23 protein-coding genes are annotated in these 25583 nt (G+C 70.2%); 17 read left to right on the top strand and 6 right to left on the bottom strand.

Features of this window, described 5'->3' with window-relative positions:
• Together MO1_RS07735 and MO1_RS07740 are read left to right on the top strand one after the other, a co-directional pair.
• Entirely contained in the window at positions 1–2862 is a 2862-nt protein-coding gene (locus MO1_RS07735) for a glycosyltransferase family 2 protein (protein ID WP_060915709.1), read from the top strand.
• A complete protein-coding gene (locus tag MO1_RS07740) occupies positions 2859–4247 on the top strand; it encodes a DUF5719 family protein (RefSeq protein WP_060915710.1) in 1389 nt (462 codons plus the stop codon). The genes MO1_RS07735 and MO1_RS07740 overlap by 4 nt, the downstream gene beginning before the upstream one ends.
• A gap of 9 nt (positions 4248–4256) precedes the next feature.
• Here the strand turns inward: MO1_RS07740 and MO1_RS07745 are convergent, their stop codons facing one another.
• The gene (locus MO1_RS07745) at positions 4257–4679 is read right to left on the bottom strand and encodes a metallopeptidase family protein (protein ID WP_174520565.1); all 423 of its coding nucleotides are present in this window, start codon (positions 4677–4679) and stop codon (positions 4257–4259) included.
• Between the two features lie 29 nt (positions 4680–4708).
• Positions 4709–5326 (bottom strand): TetR/AcrR family transcriptional regulator, encoded by a 618-nt coding sequence (locus MO1_RS07750; protein ID WP_060915711.1) that lies wholly within the window; start codon positions 5324–5326, stop codon positions 4709–4711.
• A 52-nt stretch (positions 5327–5378) separates the two neighbouring features.
• Between MO1_RS07750 and MO1_RS07755 the strand changes: the two genes are divergently transcribed.
• The 12 genes from MO1_RS07755 to hpf all read left to right on the top strand — a co-directional run bounded on the left by MO1_RS07755 (position 5379) and on the right by hpf (position 17621).
• Entirely contained in the window at positions 5379–5987 is a 609-nt protein-coding gene (locus MO1_RS07755) for a biotin transporter BioY (protein WP_060915751.1), read from the top strand.
• Complete coding sequence (locus tag MO1_RS07760) at positions 5984–6673, top strand: energy-coupling factor ABC transporter ATP-binding protein (protein WP_060915712.1); 690 nt, start codon at positions 5984–5986, stop codon at positions 6671–6673. Before MO1_RS07755 ends, MO1_RS07760 begins: the two co-directional genes overlap by 4 nt.
• The gene (locus MO1_RS07765) at positions 6667–7260 is read left to right on the top strand and encodes an energy-coupling factor transporter transmembrane component T (RefSeq protein ID WP_060915713.1); all 594 of its coding nucleotides are present in this window, start codon (positions 6667–6669) and stop codon (positions 7258–7260) included. Before MO1_RS07760 ends, MO1_RS07765 begins: the two co-directional genes overlap by 7 nt.
• Before the next feature lie 51 nt (positions 7261–7311).
• A complete protein-coding gene (locus MO1_RS07770) occupies positions 7312–7518 on the top strand; it encodes a DUF3499 family protein (RefSeq protein WP_036313226.1) in 207 nt (68 codons plus the stop codon).
• A 22-nt stretch (positions 7519–7540) separates the two neighbouring features.
• Positions 7541–8998: an adenosylhomocysteinase gene (gene ahcY, locus MO1_RS07775; RefSeq protein ID WP_060915714.1), complete on the top strand. Its 1458-nt coding sequence runs from the start codon at positions 7541–7543 to the stop codon at positions 8996–8998.
• Positions 8999–9059: 61 nt separating this feature from the next.
• A complete protein-coding gene (locus MO1_RS07780; RefSeq protein WP_060915715.1) occupies positions 9060–9494 on the top strand; it encodes a Fur family transcriptional regulator in 435 nt (144 codons plus the stop codon).
• A gap of 44 nt (positions 9495–9538) precedes the next feature.
• On the top strand, positions 9539–11878 hold the full coding sequence (katG, locus tag MO1_RS07785; protein WP_060915716.1) for a catalase/peroxidase HPI: 2340 nt from the start codon (positions 9539–9541) through the stop codon (positions 11876–11878).
• 147 nt (positions 11879–12025) lie between these two features.
• The gene (mtrA, locus tag MO1_RS07790) at positions 12026–12706 is read left to right on the top strand and encodes an MtrAB system response regulator MtrA (RefSeq protein ID WP_036312687.1); all 681 of its coding nucleotides are present in this window, start codon (positions 12026–12028) and stop codon (positions 12704–12706) included.
• A gap of 19 nt (positions 12707–12725) precedes the next feature.
• Complete coding sequence (mtrB, locus tag MO1_RS07795) at positions 12726–14405, top strand: MtrAB system histidine kinase MtrB (protein ID WP_060915717.1); 1680 nt, start codon at positions 12726–12728, stop codon at positions 14403–14405.
• Complete coding sequence (locus tag MO1_RS07800; RefSeq protein WP_060915718.1) at positions 14402–16075, top strand: LpqB family beta-propeller domain-containing protein; 1674 nt, start codon at positions 14402–14404, stop codon at positions 16073–16075. Before mtrB ends, MO1_RS07800 begins: the two co-directional genes overlap by 4 nt.
• A gap of 94 nt (positions 16076–16169) precedes the next feature.
• Complete coding sequence (locus MO1_RS07805) at positions 16170–16844, top strand: ComF family protein (protein WP_036312681.1); 675 nt, start codon at positions 16170–16172, stop codon at positions 16842–16844.
• A 117-nt stretch (positions 16845–16961) separates the two neighbouring features.
• Positions 16962–17621, top strand: coding sequence for a ribosome hibernation-promoting factor, HPF/YfiA family (gene hpf, locus MO1_RS07810; RefSeq protein ID WP_060915719.1), 660 nt, complete (start codon positions 16962–16964; stop codon positions 17619–17621).
• A gap of 64 nt (positions 17622–17685) precedes the next feature.
• Here the strand turns inward: hpf and MO1_RS07815 are convergent, their stop codons facing one another.
• The gene (locus MO1_RS07815; RefSeq protein WP_060915720.1) at positions 17686–18516 is read right to left on the bottom strand and encodes a serine hydrolase domain-containing protein; all 831 of its coding nucleotides are present in this window, start codon (positions 18514–18516) and stop codon (positions 17686–17688) included.
• A complete protein-coding gene (locus tag MO1_RS07820; protein WP_036312676.1) occupies positions 18516–19844 on the bottom strand; it encodes a hypothetical protein in 1329 nt (442 codons plus the stop codon). The genes MO1_RS07815 and MO1_RS07820 overlap by 1 nt, the downstream gene beginning before the upstream one ends.
• A gap of 177 nt (positions 19845–20021) precedes the next feature.
• Between MO1_RS07820 and secA the strand changes: the two genes are divergently transcribed.
• On the top strand, positions 20022–22805 hold the full coding sequence (secA, locus tag MO1_RS07825) for a preprotein translocase subunit SecA (protein ID WP_036312674.1): 2784 nt from the start codon (positions 20022–20024) through the stop codon (positions 22803–22805).
• A gap of 73 nt (positions 22806–22878) precedes the next feature.
• Entirely contained in the window at positions 22879–24102 is a 1224-nt protein-coding gene (locus tag MO1_RS07830) for a pyridoxal phosphate-dependent aminotransferase (RefSeq protein WP_060915721.1), read from the top strand.
• A 6-nt stretch (positions 24103–24108) separates the two neighbouring features.
• On the opposite strand, the gene MO1_RS07835 is transcribed toward MO1_RS07830, so the two are convergent.
• Positions 24109–24546 carry an Rv3235 family protein gene (locus MO1_RS07835; RefSeq protein WP_036312670.1) on the bottom strand — a complete coding sequence of 146 codons (438 nt, stop codon included), beginning with the start codon at positions 24544–24546 and terminating at the stop codon, positions 24109–24111.
• Between the two features lie 140 nt (positions 24547–24686).
• On the opposite strand from MO1_RS07835, the gene MO1_RS07840 reads away from it, so the two are divergent.
• Positions 24687–25280 carry a hypothetical protein gene (locus MO1_RS07840; RefSeq protein ID WP_036313223.1) on the top strand — a complete coding sequence of 198 codons (594 nt, stop codon included), beginning with the start codon at positions 24687–24689 and terminating at the stop codon, positions 25278–25280.
• Positions 25281–25294: 14 nt separating this feature from the next.
• Here MO1_RS07840 and MO1_RS07845 read toward each other — a convergent pair whose 3' ends face one another.
• On the bottom strand, positions 25295–25543 hold the full coding sequence (locus MO1_RS07845; RefSeq protein WP_036312669.1) for a helix-turn-helix domain-containing protein: 249 nt from the start codon (positions 25541–25543) through the stop codon (positions 25295–25297).
• Positions 25544–25583: the final 40 nt, after the last annotated feature.

Consider the following 25583-nt stretch of genomic DNA (forward strand, 5'->3'; position numbering starts at 1 on the left):
ATGCCCGCCCGAGTACACGCGATCCTCGTCGTCCGCCCCCACGGACGAGGCCCCACGGATCTCCATCTGAGCCGCACGTTGCGCGCGCTCGCCGCCCAGACGCGGCGCGCCGATGTGCTCACGGTCGTGCTCTGCGGACCGGACGAGAAGCTGAAGAAGCTCGCGTCCGAGTCGGGAGCAGAAGCCGTCATCGTGGCGGGACGCGGCACCGGCTTCGCCGATGCCCTCCGCCTCGCCAGTCGTCGGATCACCGGGGACGCGGTCTGGCTCCTGGCGCAAGACACCGCCCCGGCCCCCGACGCGCTCGCGCGCCTCGCCGGTGCGCTCGAGACGGCGCCGTCCGTCGCTCTCGCCGCGCCGAAGCTCGTCTCGTGGGACGACGCGAGCCGGATCGTCTCACTCGGCGTCACGATGACTCACACCGGACGCACGGTCGGCCTCGCCGACGGGGAGCTCGATCAGGGCCAGCACGACACCGGTGAAGATGTCCTGGGTTCGGACATCCGGGGCGTGCTCGTCCGCTCCCAGGTGTGGAGCGCGCTGGCCGGCGTGGACCCCGGCCTGGCCGGCGCGGACGAAGGCCTCGACCTCGGCATCCGTGCCCGCCTGGCTGGCGGACGCGTCGCGCTCGCGCCGACGGCCCTCGTCGCCGTGGCCGGCGACGGCGTCGCGGGCGCCCCCGAGGGGCGCTCGGCGGGCGCGCGCGGTCGGCGTCTGTACGCCGAACGCAAGGCGCAGCTCCACCGCCGCCTCGTCTACGCCCCCGCGGCCGCGGTGCCGTTCCACTGGCTCGCCCTCCTCCCGCTCGCGCTCTGGCGAACGCTGGGTCACCTCGTGGCGAAGAACCCCGGACGGATCGGCCCCGAGTGGGCCGCTTCCTTCTCCGTACTCATCGGGCTCGCGGCCGTCGTCCGTGCCCGCCGCACGATCCGCCGCAACCGCACGGCATCCTGGCTGTCGCTCGCGCAGCTGCGCATCGGCCGGCGCGACCTGCGGGAACGACTCGAAGACGAAGCGGATGCCGCGGCGACCCCGCGCGAGGACCTGCGATTCTTCAGCGGGGGCGGCGCCTGGGTGGTGCTCGGCGCACTCGCGACGTCGATGCTCTCGTTCGGGGCGCTCCTGGCCTGGCCGGTGCTCGGCGGCGGCGGACTCGCGCCGTTGCGCAGCGGCATCGTCGCGTTGTGGACGGATGCCGCCTACGGTCCGCGCGCGCTCGGATGGGACACGATCGGCCCTGCGGACCCGTTCGCCTCGGTCGTGGCGATGATCGGCTCGCTGAGCCCGCTCGCCCCCTCGCGCGCCCTCGTGATCCTGTGGCTGCTCGCGCTTCCTCTCGCCGCTCTCGGCGGATGGTTCGCCGCGACGCGCGTCACGCAGCGCTCCGTCCTCCGGTGCGCCGCCGCGTTCGCCTGGGCGGTCGCGCCGATGTTCCTCGTGGCTCTCGTCGAGGGGCGCCCGACGGCCGTCATCCTCCATGTGGCGCTGCCCTGGCTGATCTACACGGCGACCGCGGCGCGGCGCTCGTGGAGCAGTGCGGGGCTGGCCTCGATCATCCTCGTCATCGTGCTGGCGTGCGCGCCCTCATTGGCGCCCGCGCTTCTCGTCCTGTGGCTCGTCGCGCTGATCCTCGTGACGTCGTCCCGGCGCGGACGCGGTGCGGGTCGCATCGCGTGGCTCATCATCCCTGCGATCGCGATCTTCCTTCCGCTCGGGTGGTACCACCTCACGGTCGGCGACCCGCTGGCGGTCTTCGCCGATCCGGGTCGGCCGCTCGCCGTGGGGGGAAACCCCGAGGGCCTCCTCCCGAAGGTCCTGTTCGCGTTCGGATACCCGTCCACGGACGGCGCCGGGTGGACCCAGTTCCTCGGCGAGGACGGCCGTGCCTGGTGGGTCGCCGCCTTCACCGCCCCGGTGCTTCTCCTTGCGCTTCTCGGTCCCGTCCTCGGGCGCCTGATCCCGGCATCCGTCGCCCTCGGCGCCGCCGTGCTGGGTGTGGTGACGGCGGTCCTCGGTTCCGGAATCGCCCTGACGGCCGGCATGTCGGGACCGGTCGCGATCTGGCCGGGCACTGCTCTTTCGCTGGCCTGGGCTGGTCTCATCCTCGCGGCCGTCACGGGTCTGGATGGGCTCCGCCGGGTGGACGCGCTCGTGCCCGTCGCGGCATCCCTCGTCATCGCCTTCCTCGCCGTCGGCGCTGTTCCCGCCCTCACGGCTGTCGTGCGCGGCGAGTCCGCGCTGACCGACGGGCCTTCGAGCACCCTGCCCGCCTACGTGCAGACCGCGGGCAGTGAGGGAGAACGCGACGGTGAGCAGACCGCCACGCTCGTCCTCACGGTGCAACCGGATGCCGCCTACTCGGCCGCCGTCGTCTGGGGCGCGAGCGAGACCCTCGGTGGGCAGACGACGCTGCAGTCCACGCGTCCCGAACTCACCTCCGGAGACCGCGAGCTCGCACACGTGACCGCCGACCTCGTCTCGACCGCGACGGGCGACGTCGTCGCCGACCTCGCGCGGCACGGCATCGCCTACGTCCTCCTCGAGCAGGCGCCCCGCGAGAGCGATCTCGCCCGTGCCGGCCGGCTCGGGGCGCAGAACCTCTTGAACCAGCGGGCGGACCTCGTGAGCGTCGGTCAGACGGCGCGCGGCGTCCTCTGGAGCGTCAAAGGGACGATCGCCGAGCGCACCGTCGACGACGCGTCCGGTCCGCACTCCTTCCGCGTCGCGCTCCTCCAGCTCGGCGTGATCGCGGTCGCACTCCTCCTCGCGGTGCCGACGCGGGCGAGCCTTCGCGCCGGACGACGCCACCCCCGCATCATCGGCGAACGCGATGCCGTCGTCGGAGAGAAGGGCGGGTCATGACCACCGCACGCCGGATCCGCCGCGGTGTCGGCGCGGCCGTCAGTCTCCTCATCGTCGCGGGGACCTTCCTCATCGTGACGATGCCGGTGCCGACGGTCGAGCGATCGACTCTGTCGACGACGACGCGGCCGGAGCCGGCGACATCCGTCCTGTCCTGCGCCGGGCCGCTCGTCGCGGCGGGGCGGGATGTCGACGACGTCGCGGCACTCCAGATCGCCGCCACACAGAGCGTCGTGTCGGGGACGGCCGCCGGCTCCCCGGAGGCGACTGCGGGTGAGATCGCCTCGGCTGTGCCGGACGGCCCGCCCATCGCGACCTTCGCCGCTGAGCCCGTGGATCGCATGCGCACCGACGTGGCCGCAGCCGGATCGTCGCGTGTCGCCGCGGAGGACCTGGCCGGCTTCGCGGCCTCCGCCTGCACGCCGCCGGCCATGGAGACGTGGCTGTCGGCCGGAAGCGGCCTGACCGGCGCGTCCGACCTCGTGGTGCTCGCCAACCCGGGCGACGTGGCGGCACGCGTCGACCTGACGGTCTTCGGCTCGCAGGGCCGGGAGACTCCGGACGCCGGTGCGAACATCCTGATTCCGCCGGGAGAGCAGCGCATCGTCCCCCTCGCCTCTCTCGCTCTCGGTGAGACGAGTCCCGTCGTTCTGGTCTCCGCGACGCAAGCGCCCGTGCAGGCTGTCCTCCAATCGACGCTCACCCGGACCCTGGTCCCCGTCGGCGTCGACCAGGGCGGCGCCACGGGTCTGCCTCGGGCGCAGCAGACGATCCCCGCCTTTTCCGCCGTCGGCGGCGGAGACGAGCCGACCAACACGATGGTGCGGCTGCTCGCGCCGTCCGACGACACGACCGCGGCCATCACGGTGACCCCCGTCGGGGGGGCGTCGACGGCCGCCTCGTTCTCCGATCTCGCTCTGACAGCCGGGGTCCCGATCGAGGTCGACCTCAACACGCTCCCCGAGGGCAGGTACCGCGTCGAGGTCGACGCCGGTGCTCCCGTCGTCGCCTCCGTTCACACCTCGACAGGAGCGGATGCCGGGTCGGACTTCGCCTGGTACGGCACGGCCGACGACATCCGGGTGCCGAGCCTGCTCGCCGTCGCCGACGGCCCGGCGCCCCAGCTGGCTCTGGTGAACCCCGGCGGCAAGGAAGTAGCCGCTGTCCTGACCGACGGCGCGGGTGCCGGCGAGCCGCGCGAAGTCCGCGTGCCCGCCAGCGGGTCGGTCTCGGTGGACCTGCGGGCCGGCGAGCTCTACCGCCTCGATCCCGCCGGCGGAACGCTCCGCGCAGGCATCACCTTCACCGCCCCCGACGCGATCGCGGGATACGCGGTCGTCCCCGCTGATGCGGCGGCGGCTCCTGTGGTGGTCCGCCCGCGCTGACGCCGTCGCTCAGAAGCGGAAGCGGTCTGGCCCGAGGTCCCAGGGATCGCGGTCGAGGTATTCGGCGGCGGCGCGGAACACGCAGCTCTCGATCATCATCCGTCGGTGCAGGTCGTCGTTGTGGTGGAGCCTCGCGAGCCGCTCGATCGGCAGGCGGAACAGGATGATGCGCTTCTGTTCGCTCTGGACGTCCCACCGGGGGATGCCGTCGTCGTCCGCCGCCTCCGGCATCCAGCCGATGTCGAACCGCACCTCGCGAAGCTCCGGCCACGCGCTCCGGAGGAACTCGACGGCCGTCGTGACCGTCAGGTCGAACTTCTCGGCGCGCGTCTCGATTGCAGGAAGGGGCGGTCGGACGACGGAGCTGCGGTCCAGGCGACCGTGTCGGCCATGCCGGTCCGGGCGGGCCGCAGCGCGGACGCGGCGCCTCACGGATCCACCTTGCTCAGCATGACGCCATCCTAGGCGCCGCGGGCGACGGCGACGCCGTCGGCGGACCGCGCGATCCCCGCTGCGATGAGGCCGAGGGCCGCAGCGAAGCCGTCGTCGTCGGTGCCCTCGACGGAGGCCGCCGTGAGCGACACCGCGGGGGCGGCGGCGCCCCAGGCATCCGCTGATCGGCGCTGCTGTTCGTGGAACGTGAATCCGACCACGTAGTGCGTGACCGCGTCGGCGATGACGCGCGCAGCGGCGGAGTCGCCCAGCGCATCGTGGACGGGCGAGGGTGCGAGGCCGAGTGCGAGCGTGCTCGAGACGACCTCGGCGCCGTCGCGGTGGGCGAGCAGTCGGTCGTGGAGGCGGTGGCCGAGGGTAACGGCGGCTCCGGCCAGGTCGACAGGGTCTCCCGGCCGCAGCACGACCGGTGCGAGGATGCGTCCGCTGACGGCGGCGAGGAGCTCCTGCTTGCTCGCGACGTGCCAATACAGAGCACTGGGCTGGACTCCGAGTTCGTCGGCGAGCCGGCGCATCGACAGATCGGGAAGGCCGACGCCATCGAGGAGGCGGAGGGCGGCGTCGACGACATCGTCCTTGGTCCGGCGAGGCGCGCGGGCGGGCGGGTTTGGATCGCGCGGAGACATGACGCTAGCCTACCTGAACACCGTTCACGTGAACGGTGTTCAGGAGGATGGCATGACCCCCAGTACCCCCCGTCTCGACACGACGGATCTCGCTCGCGCGGCAGTCTTCGCCGGCCTCATCGCCGTGCTCGGCCTGCCGGGCTCGTTCTCCGTCTTCGGCGGCGTCCCGATCACCGCGCAGACCCTGGGCGTCATGCTCGCCGGTGCCGTCCTCGGCCCGGTCGTCGGAGCGGTCTCGGTCGGCACACTCCTCGCGCTGGTGGCGATCGGGCTCCCGCTTCTCGCGGGCGGCCGTGGGGGAGCGGGTGTGTTCGTCGGGCCGACCGCGGGCTATCTGATCGGCTGGCTCGTCGGAGTCGTGGTCGTCGGGCTGATCGTGCACCTCGGCGGGCGGCGGCCGGTGTGGTGGCGAACCTTCGCCGGTGTCCTGCTCGGCGGTGTCGTGGTCGTCTACGCCTGCGGCATCCCGCTGCAGAGCCTCATCATGCGCATCGGCGTCGAGCAGGCCCTCGTCGCGAACCTCGCCTTCCTCCCGGGCGACCTCGTCAAGGCCGTCATCGCCACCGTCGTCGTCGGCGCGCTCGTCCGCGGCTACCCGCGAGCCTTCCGCCGCACGTGGGCGCCGCGCATCCCTGCCCGTGAGGCGGCCTCGGTCCGGTGACGAGCGCGCTCCGACTCGCCGGGGTGTCGGTGCGCCTGGCCGACGCCGACATTCTTCACGAGATCGACCTCGCGCTCGACGCCCGCACGGTCGCGGTCATCGGCGACAACGGATCGGGCAAGTCGACCCTCGCCCGGCTCATCGGTGGACTCGTGCGGCCGACCCGGGGTCACGTCGAGGTGTTCGGTCTGGACGCGGTGAAGGATGCCGCGGCTCTCCGTCGTCGCGTCGCGATTGTCTTCAGCAATCCCGACGCCCAGATCATCATGCCGACCGTCTCGGAGGATGTTGCCTTCTCGCTGCGCGCCGACCGCCTGCCCCGCGCCGATCGCGATGCCCGGGTCGTCGGAGCTCTCGAAAGATTCGGGCTCACGGACCTCGCCGACCGGCCGGCCTACGAGTTGTCGGGTGGGCAGAAGCAACTCCTCGCGCTGTGCGGCGCCTTCATCCGGCAGCCTGATCTCGTCATCGCGGACGAGCCGACGGCTTTCCTCGACGGACGCAACGCCCACCTCGTCTCCGGGCATCTGCTCGCCGACACCGGGCATCGACTGCTGGTGGTGACCCACGACCTCGCTCTCGCCGCGCGCTGCGATGTCGCTGTACGGATGCACGAGGGGCGCGTCGTGCAGGTGGGGGAGGCGACCGGCGTCGTCGATGCCCACGCAGCGAGTTGGCGATGCTGACGCTGTACCGTTCCGGCACCGGTCCCTGGCATCGGATGCCGGCGGGCCCGAAGACGCTCCTGCTCCTGCTCCTGGCCCTCGGGGTTTCTCTGCTGCCCGCTTCGTGGCCGGCCGCCGCGATCGCCGCGGCAGTCTGCCTGGCCTGCTACGTCGTCCCCGGTGTGGGATTCCGCGAGCTCGGCCGTCAGGTGTGGGGGCTTCGCTGGCTCGTCGTGGTGGCCTTCGGCATCCCGTGCATCTTCCTCGGGGTCGAGGCCGCGACCGTCGGCACGGTACGTATCGTGGTCGCCGTCGTCCTCGCTGGCCTCCTCTCCCTGACGACGCCCGTCGCGGCCCTGCTGGACGTCGTCGAGCGGGCGCTCCGTCCGCTGCGGGTCATCGGAGTGGATGCCACTCGCGTCGCACTCCTGCTCGTCGTCGCCCTCGGCACCGTCCCGACGCTGACGCGGCTCGCGCGCGAGGTGCGCGTCGCCCAGCGGGCGCGGGGAGCGCGCGGCATCCGGGTCTTCGTCGTACCGTTCGTCGTTCTGGCCCTCCGTCACGCGGATGATCTCGGCGACGCGCTGAGTGCCCGCGGCGTCCGCTGAGACCGGCGCGGCATCCGGTCGGCGCGGACGGGCGGGGATAGCGTGATCTCGATGCTCGAGAGACTGTGCTCCAAAGTGGGTTGCGCCCGTGAGGCCGTAACGACCCTGACCTACGACTACGGCGACCAGATGGCCGTCCTCGGTCCCCTCGGCGCGGGCAACGACCCCCACGCCCATGATCTCTGCGCCATCCACACGGGCCGCATGTCCGTCCCGAAGGGGTGGGTCGTCGTCCGTCACGAGACGCTCCGCGTCTGATCCTGCGTGGCAGGATGGGCCCGTGCCCACTCCCGTGAAGACCATCGAACACGTCGTCGCCGACCTCTCGCTCGCTGAAGCCGGTCGCCACCAGATCCGCCTCGCCGAGAACGAGATGCCGGGTCTCATGGCCCTTCGCGAGGAGTACGGCGCGTCACAGCCCCTCGCCGGTGCGCGCATCGCGGGCTCGCTCCACATGACCGTCCAGACGGCCGTCCTCATCGAGACGCTGGTCGCCCTCGGCGCGCAGGTGCGCTGGGCGAGCTGCAACATCTTCTCCACCCAGGACGAAGCCGCCGCGGCCGTTGTCGTCGGACCTCACGGCACCGTCGCCGAGCCCGCCGGTGTACCGGTGTTCGCCTTCAAGGGCGAGACGCTCGAGCAGTACTGGGAGCTCGCCGACCGCATCTTCGACTGGTCCGACGAGGGTTTCGACGGACCGAACCTCATCCTCGACGACGGTGGCGACGCGACCCTCCTCGTCCACAAGGGCGTCGAGTTCGAGGCCGCCGGTGCCGTGCCGGATGCCGCGCACACCGACTCGGCCGAGTACCGCATCGTGCTCGACACCCTCCGCGCGAGCCTCGCGCGCGACCCGCAGCGCTTCACCCGCCTCGCGGCGGGTCTCCTCGGCGTCACCGAGGAGACCACGACGGGCGTCCACCGCCTGTACGAACTGCACGCGGCCGGGAAGCTCCTCTTCCCCGGCATCAACGTCAACGATTCGGTCACCAAGTCGAAGTTCGACAACAAGTACGGCATCCGTCACTCCCTCCCCGACGGCATCAACCGCGCGACCGACGTGCTCATCGGTGGCAAGGTCGCCTTCATCGTCGGGTACGGCGACGTGGGCAAGGGGGCGGCGGAGGCTCTTCGCGGCCAGGGCGCACGCGTCATCGTCAGCGAGGTCGACCCGATCTGCGCTCTCCAGGCGGCGATGGACGGATACCAGGTCGCCCGGCTCGAGGACGTCGCCGACCAGGTCGACATCATCATCACGGGTACGGGCAACACCCGCGTCGTGACGGTCGACCATCTCGTCTCCCTCAAGCACCTCGCGATCGTCGGCAACGTCGGTCACTTCGACGACGAGATCGACATGGCCGCGCTCGAGGCGCTGCCTGGTGTCGAGAAGATCGAGATCAAGCCGCAGGTGCACGAATACCGTCTGCCGACAGGACGCAGCATCCTCGTTCTCTCCGAGGGACGCCTGCTGAACCTCGGCAATGCGACGGGACACCCTTCGTTCGTCATGAGCGCTTCGTTCACGAACCAGGTGCTCGCGCAGATCGAGCTGTTCACGAAGGTCGACGAGTACCCGACCGGGGTGTACGTGCTGCCCAAGGCGCTCGATGAGAAGGTCGCGCGCCTGCACCTGCCCGCACTCGGGGTTCAGCTGACGCAGCTCACCGATGAGCAGGCGTCGTACATCGGCGTGCCCGTCGAGGGTCCGTACAAGCTCGACCACTACCGGTACTGACGTCGACACGCCCGGCTGGATTTTCTTTTGATCAGATCAAAAGAGCGCGTAGGCTGAAGGTATGACCGATCTCGCCGCAGACCCCGCCGTCGCGCTCCGCGACGCGGGACTGCGGGTGACGGAATCGCGGCTCGCGGTGCTCACCGCCCTCGCCGCCCACCCTCACTCGAGCGCGGACGCCGTGTTCGCCGAGGTGGCCGGTGCGCTGCCGAAGGCGAGCCGGCAGTCGGTCTACAACGCCCTCAACGACTTCGCGGATGCCGCGCTCGTCCGCCGCATCGAGCCCGCCGGTCAGCCCATGCTCTTCGAGCTGCGCGTCGACGACAATCATCACCACCTGGTGTGCACCGGGTGCGGTCTCGTCCAAGACGTCGACTGCGCCGTGGGCGCCGCCCCGTGCCTCCACCCGGCCGACGATCACGGCTTCCGGATCGCCTCGGCCGAAGTGACCTATTGGGGTCTCTGTGGCGCGTGCGCCGCCGAGGCCGCCGCCTGACCTCCTCCACCTCACCTCTCATCCACCCGAACGGAAGGATCACCATGAGCGACCGTGACCCCCAGGCCCAGCCCCTCGGCGCCGACGCCACCGACGTCGACCAGGCTGTCACCCCCATCGACACCCCGGTCGACGAGCGCGGCGACGGTGAGACGCGTCCCCGCGAGAACACCGCTGACGGATGCCCCGTCATCCACTCCGCTCCCGGCGCCGACCGGGCCAACCACGGCGGCCAGCCGCATCCCACCGTCGGCACCGCCAACCAGGTGTGGTGGCCCAACCAGTTGAACCTCCGCATCCTCAAGAAGAACCCGGCCGTGGGAAACCCCGTCGGTGAGGACTTCGACTACAAGGCGGCCTTCGAGGCCCTCGACCTCGCCGCTGTGAAGGCCGACATCGCGGAGGTTCTCACCACCTCGCAGGACTGGTGGCCCGCCGACTTCGGCAACTACGGCCCGCTCATGATCCGCATGGCCTGGCACTCCGCCGGCACCTACCGCGCGACCGACGGTCGCGGCGGTGGCGGCACCGGCCAGCAGCGCTTCGCGCCTCTCAACAGCTGGCCCGACAACGTCAACCTCGACAAGGCGCGGCGTCTGCTCTGGCCCGTCAAGAAGAAGTACGGCCAGTCCCTCTCGTGGGGCGACCTCATGATCCTCGCCGGCAACGTCGCGCTCGAGACCATGGGCTTCTCCACCTTCGGCTTCGGCGGCGGCCGCCCCGACGTCTGGGAGCCGGACGACGACGTGTACTGGGGCCCCGAGACCACGTGGCTCGCGGACGAGCGCTACAGCGGCGACCGCAACCTCGAGAAGCCGCTCGCCGCGGTACAGATGGGTCTCATCTACGTGAACCCCGAGGGCCCGAACGGTGAGCCCGACCCGCTGAAGTCGGCCCGCGACATCCGCGAGACCTTCGGCCGCATGGGCATGGACGACGAGGAGACCGTCGCGCTCATCGCCGGTGGTCACACCTTCGGCAAGACCCACGGCGCCGCGCCCGACACGAACGTCGAGGCGAACCCCGAGGCCGCAGGCATCGAGGAGCAGGGCCTCGGTTGGAAGAACAACCACGGCACGGGCAAGGGCGACGACACGATCACGTCGGGCCTCGAGGTCACCTGGACCTACCACCCGACCCGCTGGGACAACGAGTTCTTCCACATCCTCTACGCCTACGAGTGGGAGCTCATGAAGAGCCCCGGTGGCGGCCACCAGTGGCGTCCCATCAACGGTGCCGGCGCCGACATGGTGCCGCTGGCGCACTCCGACGGTCGTCGCGAGCCGCGGATGCTGACGAGCGACATCGCCCTCCGCACCGACCCGGCCTACGACGCGGTTTCGCGTCGCTTCAAGGACGACCCCGTCGCGTTCGGTGACGCGTTCGCCCGCGCCTGGTTCAAGCTGACCCACCGCGACATGGGCCCCGTCGTCCGCTACCTCGGCCCCGAGGTGCCGCAGGAGGAGCTCATCTGGCAGGACCCGGTGCCCGCCGTCGACCACGAACTGATCGACGACGCGGATGCCGCACTCCTCAAGGAGCGCATCTTCGCCACCGGCCTCACCGTCTCGCAGCTGGTCTCGACGACCTGGGCGGCGGCATCCACCTTCCGCGGCAGCGACAAGCGCGGCGGCGTCAACGGCGCCCGCATCCGCCTCGCGCCGCAGAAGGACTGGGAAGTCAACAACCCGGCTCAGCTGCAGACCGTTCTCGCCGCACTCGAAGACGTGAAGGCCGCGTTCGACGCGGAGCAGACCGCCGGCAAGAAGGTCTCGCTCGCCGACCTCATCGTGCTCGCGGGAAACACGGGCGTCGAGAAGGCCGCGAAGGATGCCGGGGTCGAGGCCACCGTGCCGTTCCACCCGGGCCGCACCGACGCGTCGCAGGAGCAGACCGACGAGCTGTCGTTCGGCTACCTCGAGCCGGCCGCCGACGGGTTCCGCAACTACTACGGCCAGAACGCGGTCCTTCCCGCGGAGCACCACCTCATCGACAAGGCGAACCTGCTGACGCTGAGTGCTCCCGAGACCACCGTCCTCGTCGGTGGCCTGCGTGCCCTCGGCGCGAACTGGGACGGCTCGACCTACGGCGTGTTCACCGACCGTCCGGGTGTCCTCACGAACGACGTGTTCGTGAAGCTGCTGGACCTCGGCGCGACGTGGAAGCCGCTCGACCCCGGATCGCACGCCTTCCGCGGCACGGCGGCGGACGGTTCCGAGATCGGTGTCGGCACTCGTGTCGACCTCGTCTTCAGCGCGAACTCGGAGCTCCGCGCCGTCGCCGAGGTCTACGCCTCCGACGACGCCGGCGAGAAGTTCGTCCGCGACTTCGTCGCCGCCTGGACGAAGGTCACGGAGCTCGACCGGTTCGACCTGCACGCCTGATCAGCAGCGGTTCCACGACGCACGGCCCCTCCTTTCCCGGAGGGGCCGTGCGTCGTCCGGGCGCGAGCGGGCGCACGTCAGTTACTGTGGACTCACCCGTGGGCGGGGCACCCGCATCCGCCATCCCTGAAGGACGACATCGGCTCTATGACATCGCGCATCCTGGTGGTCGACGACGACACCGCTCTCGCAGAGATGATCGGCATCGTCCTGCGCACCGAAGGCTTCGACGTCGCCTTCTGCGCGGACGGGGCTGCGGCGGTGGATGCGTGGCGCGACGAGCGGCCCGACCTCATCCTGCTCGATCTCATGCTGCCCGGAATGGATGGCATCGAGGTCTGCAATCGCGTCCGGGCCGAATCGGGTGTCCCGATCATCATGCTCACGGCGCGCACCGACACCGCTGACGTCGTGCGGGGACTCGAGTCCGGCGCGGACGACTACATCGTCAAGCCGTTCAACCCCAAGGAACTCGTCGCACGCATCCGCACGCGCTTGCGGCCGACGACCGAGGCGCGATCGGAGAACCTGCGGATCGGCGACCTGAGCGTCGACGTCGCGGCCCACGAGGTGCGGCGCGCCGACGGCGTCATCGCTCTCACCCCCCTCGAGTTCGAGCTCCTCGTCGCCCTCGCCTCCAAGCCGCAGCAGGTCTTCACCCGCGAGATGCTGCTCGAGCAGGTCTGGGGCTACCACTACAAGGCCGACACGCGTCTCGTGAACGTCCACGTCCAGCGCCTGCGGGCGAAGGTCGAGCGCGACCCGGACAACCCCCAGATCGTGACGACCGTGCGCGGTGTGGGTTACCGCGCCGGCGCCGCGGTGTGACCGGCCGGAGCATCCGCTCGTGTCGGTGACCGCCCGCACCGGCACGCACACCGTCGTGCCGCCGTGGCGCGACTGGCGGTCGTGGCAACGCCGTATCCGGTTCCTGTGGCGTCGGTCCCTCCGCTTCCGCACCCTCTCGGTGACGCTGACCCTCACGGCCTTGACGATCCTCGTCGCCCTCGTCTGGATGTCGCTCGCGATCCTCACCGACCTGTACGAGTCCCGCGCCGAGCAGGTGCAGGATGCCGCGCAGCGAGCGACGCAAGCCGCCCAGAGCACGTTCGACGCGGCCGTCGTCGACAGCGACGAGGTCGCCCTGCAGGTGCTCATGGACGAGGTCCGCCGGGAGATCCTCTCGCGTCAGGCGGGGACGACGATGCTCGCGGTGTTCCGCATCAACGACGAGCCGTCCGCGATCGCACCGCAGAACTTCGAGGCCGGCGGCCTCGAGGAGTCGATGATCTCGCCCGAGCTCCGCGAGAGCGTCCGCCTGACGGGGGACCGGCAGTGGTGGCAGTCCATCGGGCTTCCCGAAGCCGACGGCGGCGAGACACCGGGGATCATCGTCGGGCAACAGCTGAACGTTCCCGAGGCGGGGGCGTACGAGGTCTACTTCGCCTACGACCTCGGATCGGAAGCGCAGACCCTCCAGTTCGTGCAGGTCACCCTGTGGGTCGTCGGTGCGGCGCTCCTGGTCCTCATCGGCGGCATCTCGCTCTTCGTCCTGCGGTCGGTGACCGTGCCCATCGCCCAAGCCGCCGAGACGAGTGCGAAGCTCGCCGCCGGAGACCTCGCGGTCCGACTCCCGGTGAGAGGTGAGGACGAATTCGCGACCCTGGGGCGATCCTTCAACGCGATGGCCGACAGCATCGAGGGGCAGATCAAGGAGCTCGCGGAGCTGTCGCTCGTGCAGCAGCGATTCGTCTCCGACGTCTCGCACGAACTCCGGACGCCGTTGACGACCATCCGTCTCGCGGCCGACATGATCAACGATCAGCGCGACGACTTCGACCCCTCGACATCGCGTGCGGCCGAGCTGCTGCATGCGCAGGTGCAGAGGTTCGAGGTGCTCCTGGCCGACCTGCTCGAGATCAGCCGCTACGACGCCGGATCGGTGCAGCTCGAGCTCGAGCCGACGAGTCTCGCGCACCTCGCGGAGGACACGATCGAGTCGATGGCCCAGCTCGCCGAACAGCACGGCAGCGATGTGCGCCTGGTCGCTCCCGGCGGGTACTCGCCGGTCGAGATGGATCCCCGCCGCATCCGCCGCATCGTCCGCAACCTGCTGGGCAATGCCATCGAGCACGGCGAGGGCCGTCCCATCGTGGTGACCGTCGACAGTGACCAGCGTGCGGTCGCCCTCGGGGTGCGCGACTTCGGGCTCGGGATGAGCGCAGCCGACGCCGAGCGGGTGTTCGACCGCTTCTGGCGCGCCGATCCGTCGCGTCGCCGGACGATCGGCGGGACGGGGCTGGGTCTTTCCATCGCCCTCGGTGACGCCAAGCTGCACGGCGGCACGCTCGAGGTCTGGTCGGAGCTCGGCGGCGGCAGCAACTTCGTCCTGACCCTGCCGCGCCGCGCGGGGGAGCACCTCTCCGGCGGATCGCCGATCGAGCTCGACGCCGGCGGCGACGCAGCGCTGGGCGACCTCGGCCTCACCCAGCCGATCACCCTGCCGCAGCGCGAGGAGACACCATGACCGTCCGTCGCGCTCTCGCCACCTCCGTCGCGGCGATCCTCGTTTTCGTCCTCACGGCGTGCGCCGGTCTTCCGACCGGGGGCCCCGTTCACGTCGGCAAGGCGATCGACGAGGTCGAGGGGCCGCCCGACTTCTCCTACGTACCCGATGGGCCGGTGGAGGATGCCACGCCCCAGCAGATCGTCGAGGGTTTCATCGCGGCGGGCTCCGGTCCGCGCGGCAACTGGGAGGTCGCTCAGGAGTTCCTCACGACCCAGTTCCGCCAGAAGTGGCAGCCGCAGGCGAACGTCACGGTCTACCGGCCGGGCGAGAGCGCGATCTCCGCGCCCAGCGACGATGAGATCGTCTTCACCGTCGAGCCGGTGGCGACCGTCGACGCGGCGGGCTCGTACGAGCCGGCCGAGGGCGGACGCATCCCCATCACTTTCTCCCTCGCGAAGGAGCGCGGGCAGTGGCGGATCGCCCAGGGCCCCGACGGCATCGTCCTCGATGCGAATCGCTTCGGCTCGGTCTTCCAGAGCTACGACCTCTCCTACTTCGACCGAGCGTGGCGGACGCTCGTCCCCGACGTCCGCTGGTTCCCGTCGACGAATCCCGCCACCCGCATCACCGCGGCTCTGGTGTCGGGCTCGCCGAGCCCGTGGCTCGCCGGCTCGGTCCGCACGGCCTTCACCGGGGAGGTGACGCTCACCCAGCCGTCCGTGCCGGTCGAGTCCGGCATCGCGCAGATTTCGTTCGATCCCTCGATCCGCGACCTCAGCCGCGAAACGCTCGCGCGCATGAAGGCACAGCTCGAGGCGAGTCTGGCGGGTGCCGGCATCCTCGACGTCCAGATGCTCGTCGGCGACGAGCCGCTCGACGTGACCGCTCGCACCACGCGCTCCACCGCGGTCGACGTACGTCCGCTCGTGCTCCAGAACGGCAAGTTCGGCTTCCTCTCGGGGAGCGACGTCGAAGACGTGCCCGGGTTCGCGAAGGCTCTCGACGGACTGGAGCCGCAAGCGGTCGAGATGGATGCCGCCCGCACGACGGCAGCAGTCCGCACCCGTCCCGGCGCCGTCTATCGCGTGACGGCCGACGGCACCCGCGTCGGGCTCGATACGCGCGCGAGGCTGACGGCGCCCACGATCGACACCTACGGCTACATCTGGACGGTCCCGCGTGACAAGCCGGGAGCGATCGTGGCCTACGGACCCGACGGCAATGCCCAGAACATCCCCTCGGGATGGGTCGGGGCGTCCGAGGTGACGGCGATGCGCGTGTCGCGCGACGGGGCACGAGTCGCGGCGCTCATTCGCGCGGGCGGTCAGTCGGCGTTGTGGGTGGCGGGCATCATCCGAGACGAGAACGGCATGCCCACCTCGCTCGGTCAGCCGCAGGTCGTGGCGACCCTCGGTGGCCCCGGTGTCGACCTCACCTGGATCGACGGCGCGACCCTCGCGCTCGTCTTCGTCGACGGCAAGCAGCGCATCGTGCGCGAGCAGACCATCGGGGGTCTGGGTACCGAGGTACGTGGTCCCGACGGCATCATCGCGATCGCGGGGGGGAACCAGAGCGGCAGCGTCCGCCTCCTGACCGACGATGGCAGTCTCTACGTGCAGCGGGGGTCGTGGCAGGTCCTGGCGTCCGACGTGAGCGTGCTGGCGGTGCAGCAGGGCCTCCCCGGCTGATCCCGCCTCCTCCCCAGGCGCCTCGTCTCCTCGCGGTACCCCCGACGTGCCGTGCAGCGGCCTGCCGCCGCGCACGGCACCGCAGGATGAGCGGATGCCGGTTCCCGCTGCCTTCTCCCTGCCGCCGCACGCGCGACGCGCCATCGAGGAGGCACTCGCCGTGGTGTTCCCCGTGTCGTGCGCAGGATGCGATCTGGCGGACCGGGACCTGTGCGACCGCTGCCGGGGAAAGCTGCGCGCGTCCGTGCACGTCCGCCGCCTTTCCCGTGGGCTCGAGGTGCGGAGTGCCCTCGTGTTCGACGACGTGGCGGCGCGCGTCATCCGCTCGTTCAAGGAGGACGGGAGGACGGGCCTTGCACGCCCCCTCGGGATCGCGCTCCGCGCCGCCTGGCCGACGGGAGTCGATGCGGTCCCCGTTCCCGTTCCCGCCAGTCGGGCATCGCTGCGACGCCGCGGCTACGCCCCCGTCGTGCTCGCCGCGCGCCGAGCAGGCTGGCGGCCCTTCCCGCTCCTCAGCGTCGCGCGCGCGACGGCGGACCAGCGCGCGTTGACCCGCGACGAACGAGCCGAGAACCTCGCGGGCGCCATGCGGGTGAACCCTCGAGCGGCGGGAAGACTCGGAGGCCGCGGCGTCGTCCTGGTGGACGACGTGGTCACGACCGGAGCGACCCTCGAGGAGGCGGCGCGGGCGCTGCGGGCCGACGGGATCATCGTCGCCGGTGCCGTCACGATCGCCGCGACCCCGCGACGGCACGCCTCAGGAGCCTGAGAGCGTATTCATCGTGATCCGGTCGTGACACAGCGCAGGTGCGGCACTACGGTGGGGGGACACAAGGCGAACCACGGTCCGCCCTTGACCGGGTGGACCGGAACAAGGAGGTCAGGGATGGAAATCAACATCGTCGGTGTGGGCGTCAGCGTCAGCGATCGTTTCCGCACAGTCGTCGAAGAGAAGTCCGCCCGAATCGAGCACCTTGCCCCTCGGGCCCAGCGGCTCGACATCAAGGTCACGCACCGCACCTACCACAACGGCGGGCGCGAGGATGAGACCGTCGAGGTCACCCTCACCGGCAAGGGTCCTCTCGTCCGAGCCGAGGCCGTGGACGGCGACAAGTTCGCCGCTCTCGATCTCGCGATCAACAAGCTCGCCGAGCAGATCCGCCGTGCCAAGGAGAAGCGCGTCGACCTGCGCAACCACCCCCGCGGCGCCAAGCTCGAAAAGGGCACCGGCACGCTGCAGGGCATCGACGTGCAGCCTGCCTCCGTCGACGTCATCCGTGCCGTTGCGACCGGCGAGGTGCCGATCGTGACCGGTGCCGAGGACGAAGATGATTACACCCCGGTGGTCATCCGCACCAAGCGTTTCGACCCCGAGTGGATGACCGTGGAAGACGCCGTCGACCGGATGGAACTCGTCGGCCACGACTTCTTCCTGTTCATCGACGCCCGCTCCGATCAGCCGAGCGTCGTCTACCGCCGCAAGGGCTGGGACTACGGTGTGATCTCGCTCACGACGACCGCCGCACCCGCGGAGCTCGCCTCCTGATCCTCTGACACGACGAAGGGCGGATGCCGCACGGCATCCGCCCTTCGTCGTTGTCCCGCCCCGCTCAGCGTGCTGCGAGGGCGTCGAGGACACCGTCGCTGAAGGGCGGCCAGGCCTCCGCCGCCCACGGGCCGAAGGGACGGTCGGTCAGAGCGACGAGCGCGGCCCCGGCGCGCGGGTCGACCCAGAGGAACGTCCCGGACTGGCCGAAGTGGCCGAACGTGTCGGGGGAGTTGCGGGAGCCCGTCCAATGCGGACTCTTCGTGCCGCGGATCTCGAGACCGAGGCCCCAGTCGTTCTCGCGTTGCTGTCCGAAACCGGGGAGCACGCCGCGACGACCCGGGAAGGAGACCCCGGTCGCCCGCGCCAGCGTCGCCGGGTCGAGTAGCTGAGGCTCCTGCAGCTCCCTCGCGAAGCGCGCCAGATCGGCGGTCGAGGACGAGCCGCCCGCCGCAGCGGAGTCGCCGATCGACGTCGACGCCATCCCGAGCGGGGCGAACACCGCTTCATGCGCATAGGCGTCGAAGGCGATGCCCGTCTCCGATTCGAGCAGGTCGGCGAGGACCTCGAATCCCGTGTTGGAGTACAGGCGGCGCTCGCCGGGAGCGGCGCGGAGCGCGGGCGTCGAGAAGTCGTAGCCCGCAGTGTGTGCCAGGAGGTGTTCCATGGTCGCTCCGGGGGGACCAGCGGGCTGGTCGAGCGCGAGCGCACCCTCCTCGACCGCGACCAGCGCCGCATAGGCGCTGAGGAGCTTGGTGACTGACGCGAGACGGTAGACGTGATCCTGATCGCCGGTGGATGCCGCGACCCGCCCGTCCGCCGTGATGACGGCGGCGGAGGCATGCGGCACGCCCCAGTCCTGCGAGGCGGCGAGCGCCTCGGCGAGCGTGGACATCAGTCGAACATGCCGTCGAGGAGGCCGCCGATCACGAGGCCACCGAGCAGACCGCCGGCGAGGTTGCCGCCGCCCATGCCGCCGCCCATGCCCCCGCGGCCGCCGAACCCGCCGTTGCCCCAGTCGTCGGGACGCGAGGAGTCGATGTCCCGCTGGGCGAGCTGCAGGGCTTCGCCGGCGAGGTGTGCCGCGCGCCGTGCGAGACCCATGGCCTCATCGCGATCGTCCTCGTCGATCGCGCCGGCGAACCGCATCAGATCGCCGCGGACGCGCTCGGCCTCGGCGAGTCGAGTGCGGGCGTCGGCTCCGATCCATCCGCGGTGGCCGGAGATGACGCTTCGCGCGACCCCGATCTGCCGGTCGGCGTCGTCGATGGCGTGGCGGACGTGGTCTTCGGTGGGCACCGGGCGGGCGGCGCGCTCGCGCGCCTTGTCGACCGCGGCATCCAGAGCGGCGTTCGCGGCGCGCAGGCGCGTGAGCTCGGCGAACGGGTCGGGCTTGCTGCCGGCCGGCGTCAACGATTCCAGAGCGGCTTCGAGGTTCGCGGCGGCCGACGCGACGGCCGGAGTCGAGAGCAGAGGCTGGGCGACGATCAGGTCGTCCCTCGAATCGTCGACGATGGCCGCCAGCGTGGACTCCGCTCGCAGCGCCTCGATCTCGAAGGTGTCGACCGCCTCGACGAGGGTGCCCGCCCGCCGGGAGGCTTCGATCGCGGTCTCGAGGGCGAGATTCGCCTGCTCGCGCTGGCCCGCGTCGCGGCGGCGTTCCGACACCTCGGAGCTGTGCTCGGCGAAGTCGAGGAGCTGGGCTGCCTCCGCGGCGTTGCCGAGGACCGTCCGCATCGCGGCATCCGAGTACCGGGTCGAGAGCCGCTCGAGGCTCGTGGTCAGCGCCGGAAGGCGTTCGCGGAGCTTGGCGACGTCGGTGCGGATGCCGGCGATGATCTCGGGGGCACGGCGTGCGCGGGCGATGGCCTCCGCGAGGGACTCGGTGCGGTCGTCGAGGAGGTCTTCGGCCCACTCGCACAGCTGCACGATGCGTGCGTTGCGGGTACGGAGCTCCTCGGGGGTGTCGGGGATCTCGTCGTGGTTGAGCTGGTGCAGCTGAAACGCCTCACCCAGGTGGGTGCGAACGGAATCGAGCGCGTCGCGGAGGTCTTTCGTCGCCTCGCGTCCCAGCTCGATCTCGGCGTAGGCGAGCTCGTCGTCGGTCACCCGGATCCGCTCGTCGGCGGACACGAGGGCCGCCCCTGCCTTCCGGCTGAGTTCGGCATCCTGTGCCTCGATCTCCGCGTCCTCGCGCTTTCGCCTACCCCAGAAACCCGCCATGCGCCGATCTTACGGGCCGGTGGATGCCGCCGGTCGACTCCGGGCGGGGATGCCGAGCGTCTCCAGCAACCTCGTAGGTCACAGGCGGATAACATGGCGGTATATGTCTGCGCGTCCTGCGCACCGGCACCCCGACATCGCTCGTCGGGGTGGCGAATCGACAGATGGAGATCCTCCGTGGCGAACCCCCTCGAGAAACTGCTTCGTGCCGGCGAAGGCCGCGTTCTGCGCAGGCTGCAGCAGGTCGTGAAGGCCGTGTCGGCCCTCGAAGAGGACTATGCGCACCTGACCGACGAGGAGCTGCGCGGCGAGACCGCCGAGCTTCGCGCCCGTCATGAGGCCGGTGAGACCCTCGACAAGCTCATGCCGGAGGCGTTCGCCGCGGTCCGCGAGGCGGCCAGCCGTACCCTCGGCCAGCGCCCGTACGACGTCCAGGTCATGGGAGGCGCCGCCCTCCACCTCGGCAACATCGCCGAAATGAAGACGGGCGAGGGCAAGACCCTGACGGCGGCTCTGCCGGCCTACCTCAACGCGATCGCCGGTAAGGGCGTCCACGTCATCACGGTCAACGACTACCTCGCGTCGTACCAGTCCGAGCTCATGGGTCGTGTCTTCCGAGCTCTCGGCATGACGACGGGAACCGTCGTCTCGGGCCAGAACCCAGAGGTGCGCCGCCAGCAGTACGAGGCCGACATCACCTACGGCACGAACAACGAGTTCGGCTTCGACTACCTGCGCGACAACATGGCCTGGCGCAGCGAGGACCTCGTCCAGCGCGGTCACTTCTTCTGCATCGTCGACGAGGTCGACTCGATCCTCATCGATGAGGCCCGCACGCCCCTCATCATCTCGGGTCCGTCGTCGGGCGAGGCGAACCGCTGGTTCACCGAGTTCGCGAAGATCGCGCGCACCCTCGAAGCGGGCGTGGACTTCGAGGTCGACGAGAAGAAGCGCACGATCGGTGTGCTCGAGCCCGGTATCGAGAAGGTCGAGGACTACCTCGGCATCGACAACCTGTACGAGTCGGCGAACACCCCGCTCATCTCCTTCCTCAACAACTCCATCAAGGCGCTCGCGCTGTTCAAGCGAGACACCGACTACGTCGTGATGAACGGCGAGGTCATGATCGTGGACGAGCACACGGGCCGCATCCTGGTCGGTCGTCGCTACAACGAGGGCATCCACCAGGCGATCGAGGCCAAGGAGGGCGTCGCGGTCAAGGCCGAGAACCAAACCCTCGCCACCGTGACCCTGCAGAACTACTTCCGTCTCTACGACAAGCTCGCGGGCATGACGGGTACCGCCGAGACCGAAGCGGCCGAGTTCATGTCGACGTACAAGCTCGGCGTGGTCCCCATCCCCACCAACAAGCCGATGATCCGCAAGGATCAGTCCGACCTCGTCTACAAGAACGAGCAGGCGAAGTTCGCGCAGGTGGTGGAGGACATCGCTGAGCGCCACGAGTCCGGTCAGCCGGTCCTGGTGGGAACGGTCAGCGTCGAGAAGAGCGAGTACCTGTCGAAGCTCCTCGCGAAGAAGGGCATCAAGCACGAAGTCCTGAACGCGAAGAACCACGCTCGTGAAGCTGAGATCGTCGCCCGGGCCGGTCGGTACGGTGCCGTGACCGTCGCGACCAACATGGCGGGTCGTGGAACCGACATCATGCTCGGCGGCAACGCCGAGTTCCTCGCGGTCTCCGAGATGAAGGCGAAGGGACTCGACCCCGTCGAGACGCCCGACGAGTACGAAGCCGCGTGGGAAGAGGTCTACGCGGCCGTCAAGGAGAAGGTGCAGGAGGAGGCGGACCGCGTCGTCACGGCGGGCGGTCTGTACGTCCTCGGCACCGAGCGCCACGAATCCCGTCGCATCGACAACCAGCTGCGCGGTCGTTCAGGCCGTCAGGGCGACCCCGGCGAGAGCCGCTTCTACCTGTCGCTGACCGATGACCTCATGCGCCTGTTCCAGTCGGGCGCGGCCGAGGCGATCCTGGCACGTACGAACTTCCCCGACGACGTCGCGATCGAGTCGACGATGGTCTCGCGTGCGATCAAGAGCGCGCAGTCCCAGGTCGAGGCGCGCAACGCCGAGATCCGCAAGAACGTCCTCAAGTACGACGACGTCCTCAACCGCCAGCGCGAGGCCATCTACGCCGACCGGCGTCAGATGCTCGAAGGCGATGACCTCTCGTCGCGAGTCGAGCACTTCATCGAGGACGCCATCGGCGCGATCATCGACGAGCACACCGGCTCCGGGCACAACGAGAGCTGGGACTTCGACGCCATGTGGACCGAGCTGAAGACCCTCTACCCTGTGGGCGTCACGATCGACGAGGTCGTTGCCGAAAGCGGGAACAAGGGCAAGGTCACGCCTGAACTGCTCAAGCGCGAACTGCTCTCGGACGCCAAGATCGCTTACCGCTCGCGTGAGGAGAAGCTCGGCGAGGCCGCGACACGTGAGCTCGAACGCCGCGTCGTGCTGCAGGTCCTCGACCGTCGCTGGCGCGACCACCTCTACGAAATGGACTACCTCAAGGACGGCATCGGCCTGCGCGCCATGGCGCAGCGCGACCCGCTCATCGAGTATCAGCGCGAGGGGTACCAGATGTTCCAGTCGATGATGGCGCAGATCAAGGAGGAATCCGTCGGCTTCCTCTTCAATCTCGAGGTCGAGGTTCGTCAGACCGAGGGCGGCGACATCGAAGCCAAGGGTCTCGCGTCGCCCGAGATCGACGTGCAGAAGCTCCAGTACACGGCGCCTAACGACGCCGGCGAGGTCGAGGTCCGCAACGAGCGCGGCCAGGTTCAGCAGGCGGCGACCAGTAAGGCCCGTCAGCGCGAGGCCGAGCAGGAAGCTCCCGCCGACGCGCCCCGGGGTGCGTTCGGGCAGCAGGTGGATGCCGGCTCCGCACCGGCTGACGCGGGCAACCGCGCGCAGCGACGGGCGTCCGGCAAGAAGAAGTGACGCTGGGGCGACGGGTGCTCAGCCGGTCCACCGACCGCGTATTGGCCCCGTCGGCCCCCGCTATTCTGAACCGATGACCCCGCGCATCCTCGACCAGTCATCCAAGCTCAAGGACGTCCTCTACGAGATCCGCGGGGCCGCCCTGGTCGAGGCCGACCGGCTGGAGGACGAGGGTCACACGATCCTCAAGCTCAACACCGGCAACCCGGCTGTCTTCGGGTTCCAGGCGCCGTTCCAGATCGTGCGCGACATGATCGAAGCGGTCCCGCAGGCGCACGGCTATTCCGACTCACGCGGCATCATGTCCGCGCGCCGCGCGATCGTCTCGCGGTATGAGGAGGAGCCCGGCTTCCCCAAGTTCGACCCGGACGACGTCTACCTCGGAAACGGGGTGTCCGAGCTCATCACGATGACGATGCAGGCCCTCCTCGATGAAGGCGACGAGGTCCTGATCCCCGCGCCGGACTACCCGCTCTGGACGGCGATGACGAGCCTGGCCGGGGGCACACCGGTGCATTATCTCGCCGACAGCGAGAACGGTTGGCAGCCTGACCTCGACGACATCCGTGCGAAGGTGACACCGCAGACCAAGGCGATCGTCGTCATCAACCCGAACAATCCGACGGGCGCCGTCTACACGTGCGAGATCCTGCAGGGGATCGTCGAGATCGCGCGTGAGCACGATCTGCTTCTGCTGTCCGACGAGATCTACGATCGCATCCTCTTCGACGACGCCCAGCACATCCCGCTCGCGACCCTCGCACCCGACCTGCTGTGCCTCACCTACAACGGCCTGTCGAAGACCTACCGGGTGGCCGGTTACCGGTCGGGGTGGATGGTCATCACGGGCCCGAAGAAGCACGCCGCGGGCTTCCTGGAGGGCATCCAGCTCCTCGCGTCGACCCGACTCTGCCCGAACGTCCCGGCCCAGTTCGCGGTCCAGGCGGCCCTGTCGGGCGTGCAGTCCATCGATGCGCTCATCGCGCCCACGGGGCGTCTTCGCGAACAGCGGGATGCCGCGTGGGAGGGCCTGACGGCGATCCCCGGAATCAGCTGCGTCAAGCCGCAAGGCGCCCTGTACGCGTTCCCCCGGCTGGACCCCGAGGTCTACGACATCCACGACGACGCGAAGTTCGTCTACGACTTCCTCGTCGCCGAGCACGTTCTCCTGGTGCAGGGGACGGGGTTCAACTGGCCGACTCCCGATCACTTCCGCATCGTCACCCTGCCCGAGGCGCGCGTGCTCACCGAAGCGATCGAACGGCTGGGCAACTTCCTCGCGTCCTACCGGCAGTAGTCCGACTCAGAGGAGGGCGAGGGACGTCGCACGCCAGCGACCGTCCCAGCCCTCGAGCCTCATCGCGACCGCACGGGTGCGAACCGGCCCGCTGACGACGACGACCGCTTCGAGCACCCCGTCCGCGGGGTCGCAAGTGCGTTCCGTCAGGATGCGGTGTGCCGGGCGGACCGCCGCGACACCGCGCGCGCTCCGCGCCCGGGCCGACAGGTTTGCCCGAGTGACGAGCGCGCGGTAGGCATCCTCACCGAGCCACCTCGCGAGCTGGTCCACATCGCGGACTCCCGCGAGGACCTCCAGGACTCCGATCGTGAGGTTCTTCACGAGGGGCAGGGGGTCGGGGAGGTCGCTCGAGGGGGTGCGTTGCGGTGCGAAATACTCCGCTACCTCCAGGGAACTCCCCGAGCGCGGGATGCGGCGGTCTTCGTAGGCGGCGAGGGCCATGTCGATTCCTCTCGGGCGACAGGTGTCTGCGGGGCGGTGAACGGCATGAGTACAGCACACGCCCGCGAGGCGGTGGATGAGAATACTCCAACCTGTGGATAAAGGCGGCGGTCGGTGTGCGAATCGCCTACCCTCGCCTCGTGCGCTGGGATCGATTCTTCGAGGACCTCGAAGACCAACTGGACTCCGAATGGGAGGCGGAGCGTGCGGCGCTCGACACCGAGGCGGAACGGTTGCGCCTGGCGCGCCTCTCCCTCTTCGAGCGCCTCAGCGCGTTGACCGATTCGGTCGAGGGGCCGCTCCTCGTCGAACTCTCCTCCGGAGCGGCGGTGACGGGCGTGCCGATCGCGGTGGGGCCGGACTGGCTCGCGGTCGATGACGGTGCTGCTCGTGGCGCGCTCCTCGTCCCCCTGGCGGCCGTGGTCGCGCTCGGTCCGTCACACGCCGATGTGCTCCGCAGCGCGCGAGGAGGAACGACCAGTCGACTCCGCGAGCGGATGACGCTCGGGTTCGTCCTCCGCGATCTCGCGCGCCGTCGCGTACCGGTGACGCTGCACACCGTGGACGGCCGAGAGCACAGCGGCACGATCGACCGGGCGGCATCCGATCACCTGGATCTCGCGCTCCACGACCGCGGGGCGCCGCGGCGCGCCGACCTCGTGGCGGGGCATCGCCTCGTCCTCTTCAGTGCGCTCGCCGGCGTGCGGCTGGAATCGCCCGCCGCGCTCGCGTGAGGCGCGGGCGAGTCCTACTCTCCGCCGCGGCGGCCGCGGCCCCAGAGCTCGGGGAAGCTGGCGGCGTTCGACTCGCGCCAGAGTGCGTGCAGGCGCGCGTCTTCGGCCTGGTCGTCGAGGTAGTCCTCGACGCTCGCCGCCTCGATCCGCCACGACGCGGGGGAGCCCAGGCGCGCGCCCCTCAGGCGGCCGTCGAGTACGAGGGCGACGATTTCGTCGACCTCCAGCTGCAGCATCTCCGCAACCTGGGCGGGCGTCAGCATTCGCGCAGGCATTCCTTCGGGCATGAGGCCATTATGGGGC

The organism is Microbacterium oleivorans NBRC 103075 (genome assembly GCF_001552475.1).
Lineage (GTDB): Bacteria > Actinomycetota > Actinomycetes > Actinomycetales > Microbacteriaceae > Microbacterium > Microbacterium oleivorans.

Excerpts from the sequence above, each read along its gene's own strand:
- MO1_RS07735 (WP_060915709.1), top strand. The coding sequence starts at position 1 with ATGCCCGCCCGAGTACACGCGATCCTCGTCGTCCGCCCCCACGGACGA.
- MO1_RS07740 (WP_060915710.1), top strand. The coding sequence starts at position 2,859 with ATGACCACCGCACGCCGGATCCGCCGCGGTGTCGGCGCGGCCGTCAGT.
- MO1_RS07750 (WP_060915711.1), bottom strand. The coding sequence starts at position 5,326 with ATGTCTCCGCGCGATCCAAACCCGCCCGCCCGCGCGCCTCGCCGGACC.
- MO1_RS07755 (WP_060915751.1), top strand. The coding sequence starts at position 5,379 with ATGACCCCCAGTACCCCCCGTCTCGACACGACGGATCTCGCTCGCGCG.
- MO1_RS07765 (WP_060915713.1), top strand. The coding sequence starts at position 6,667 with ATGCTGACGCTGTACCGTTCCGGCACCGGTCCCTGGCATCGGATGCCG.
- MO1_RS07770 (WP_036313226.1), top strand. The coding sequence starts at position 7,312 with ATGCTCGAGAGACTGTGCTCCAAAGTGGGTTGCGCCCGTGAGGCCGTA.
- MO1_RS07780 (WP_060915715.1), top strand. The coding sequence starts at position 9,060 with ATGACCGATCTCGCCGCAGACCCCGCCGTCGCGCTCCGCGACGCGGGA.
- katG (WP_060915716.1), top strand. The coding sequence starts at position 9,539 with ATGAGCGACCGTGACCCCCAGGCCCAGCCCCTCGGCGCCGACGCCACC.
- mtrA (WP_036312687.1), top strand. The coding sequence starts at position 12,026 with ATGACATCGCGCATCCTGGTGGTCGACGACGACACCGCTCTCGCAGAG.
- MO1_RS07800 (WP_060915718.1), top strand. The coding sequence starts at position 14,402 with ATGACCGTCCGTCGCGCTCTCGCCACCTCCGTCGCGGCGATCCTCGTT.
- MO1_RS07805 (WP_036312681.1), top strand. The coding sequence starts at position 16,170 with ATGCCGGTTCCCGCTGCCTTCTCCCTGCCGCCGCACGCGCGACGCGCC.
- hpf (WP_060915719.1), top strand. The coding sequence starts at position 16,962 with ATGGAAATCAACATCGTCGGTGTGGGCGTCAGCGTCAGCGATCGTTTC.
- MO1_RS07815 (WP_060915720.1), bottom strand. The coding sequence starts at position 18,516 with ATGTCCACGCTCGCCGAGGCGCTCGCCGCCTCGCAGGACTGGGGCGTG.
- MO1_RS07820 (WP_036312676.1), bottom strand. The coding sequence starts at position 19,844 with ATGGCGGGTTTCTGGGGTAGGCGAAAGCGCGAGGACGCGGAGATCGAG.
- MO1_RS07830 (WP_060915721.1), top strand. The coding sequence starts at position 22,879 with ATGACCCCGCGCATCCTCGACCAGTCATCCAAGCTCAAGGACGTCCTC.
- MO1_RS07835 (WP_036312670.1), bottom strand. The coding sequence starts at position 24,546 with ATGGCCCTCGCCGCCTACGAAGACCGCCGCATCCCGCGCTCGGGGAGT.
- MO1_RS07845 (WP_036312669.1), bottom strand. The coding sequence starts at position 25,543 with ATGCTGACGCCCGCCCAGGTTGCGGAGATGCTGCAGCTGGAGGTCGAC.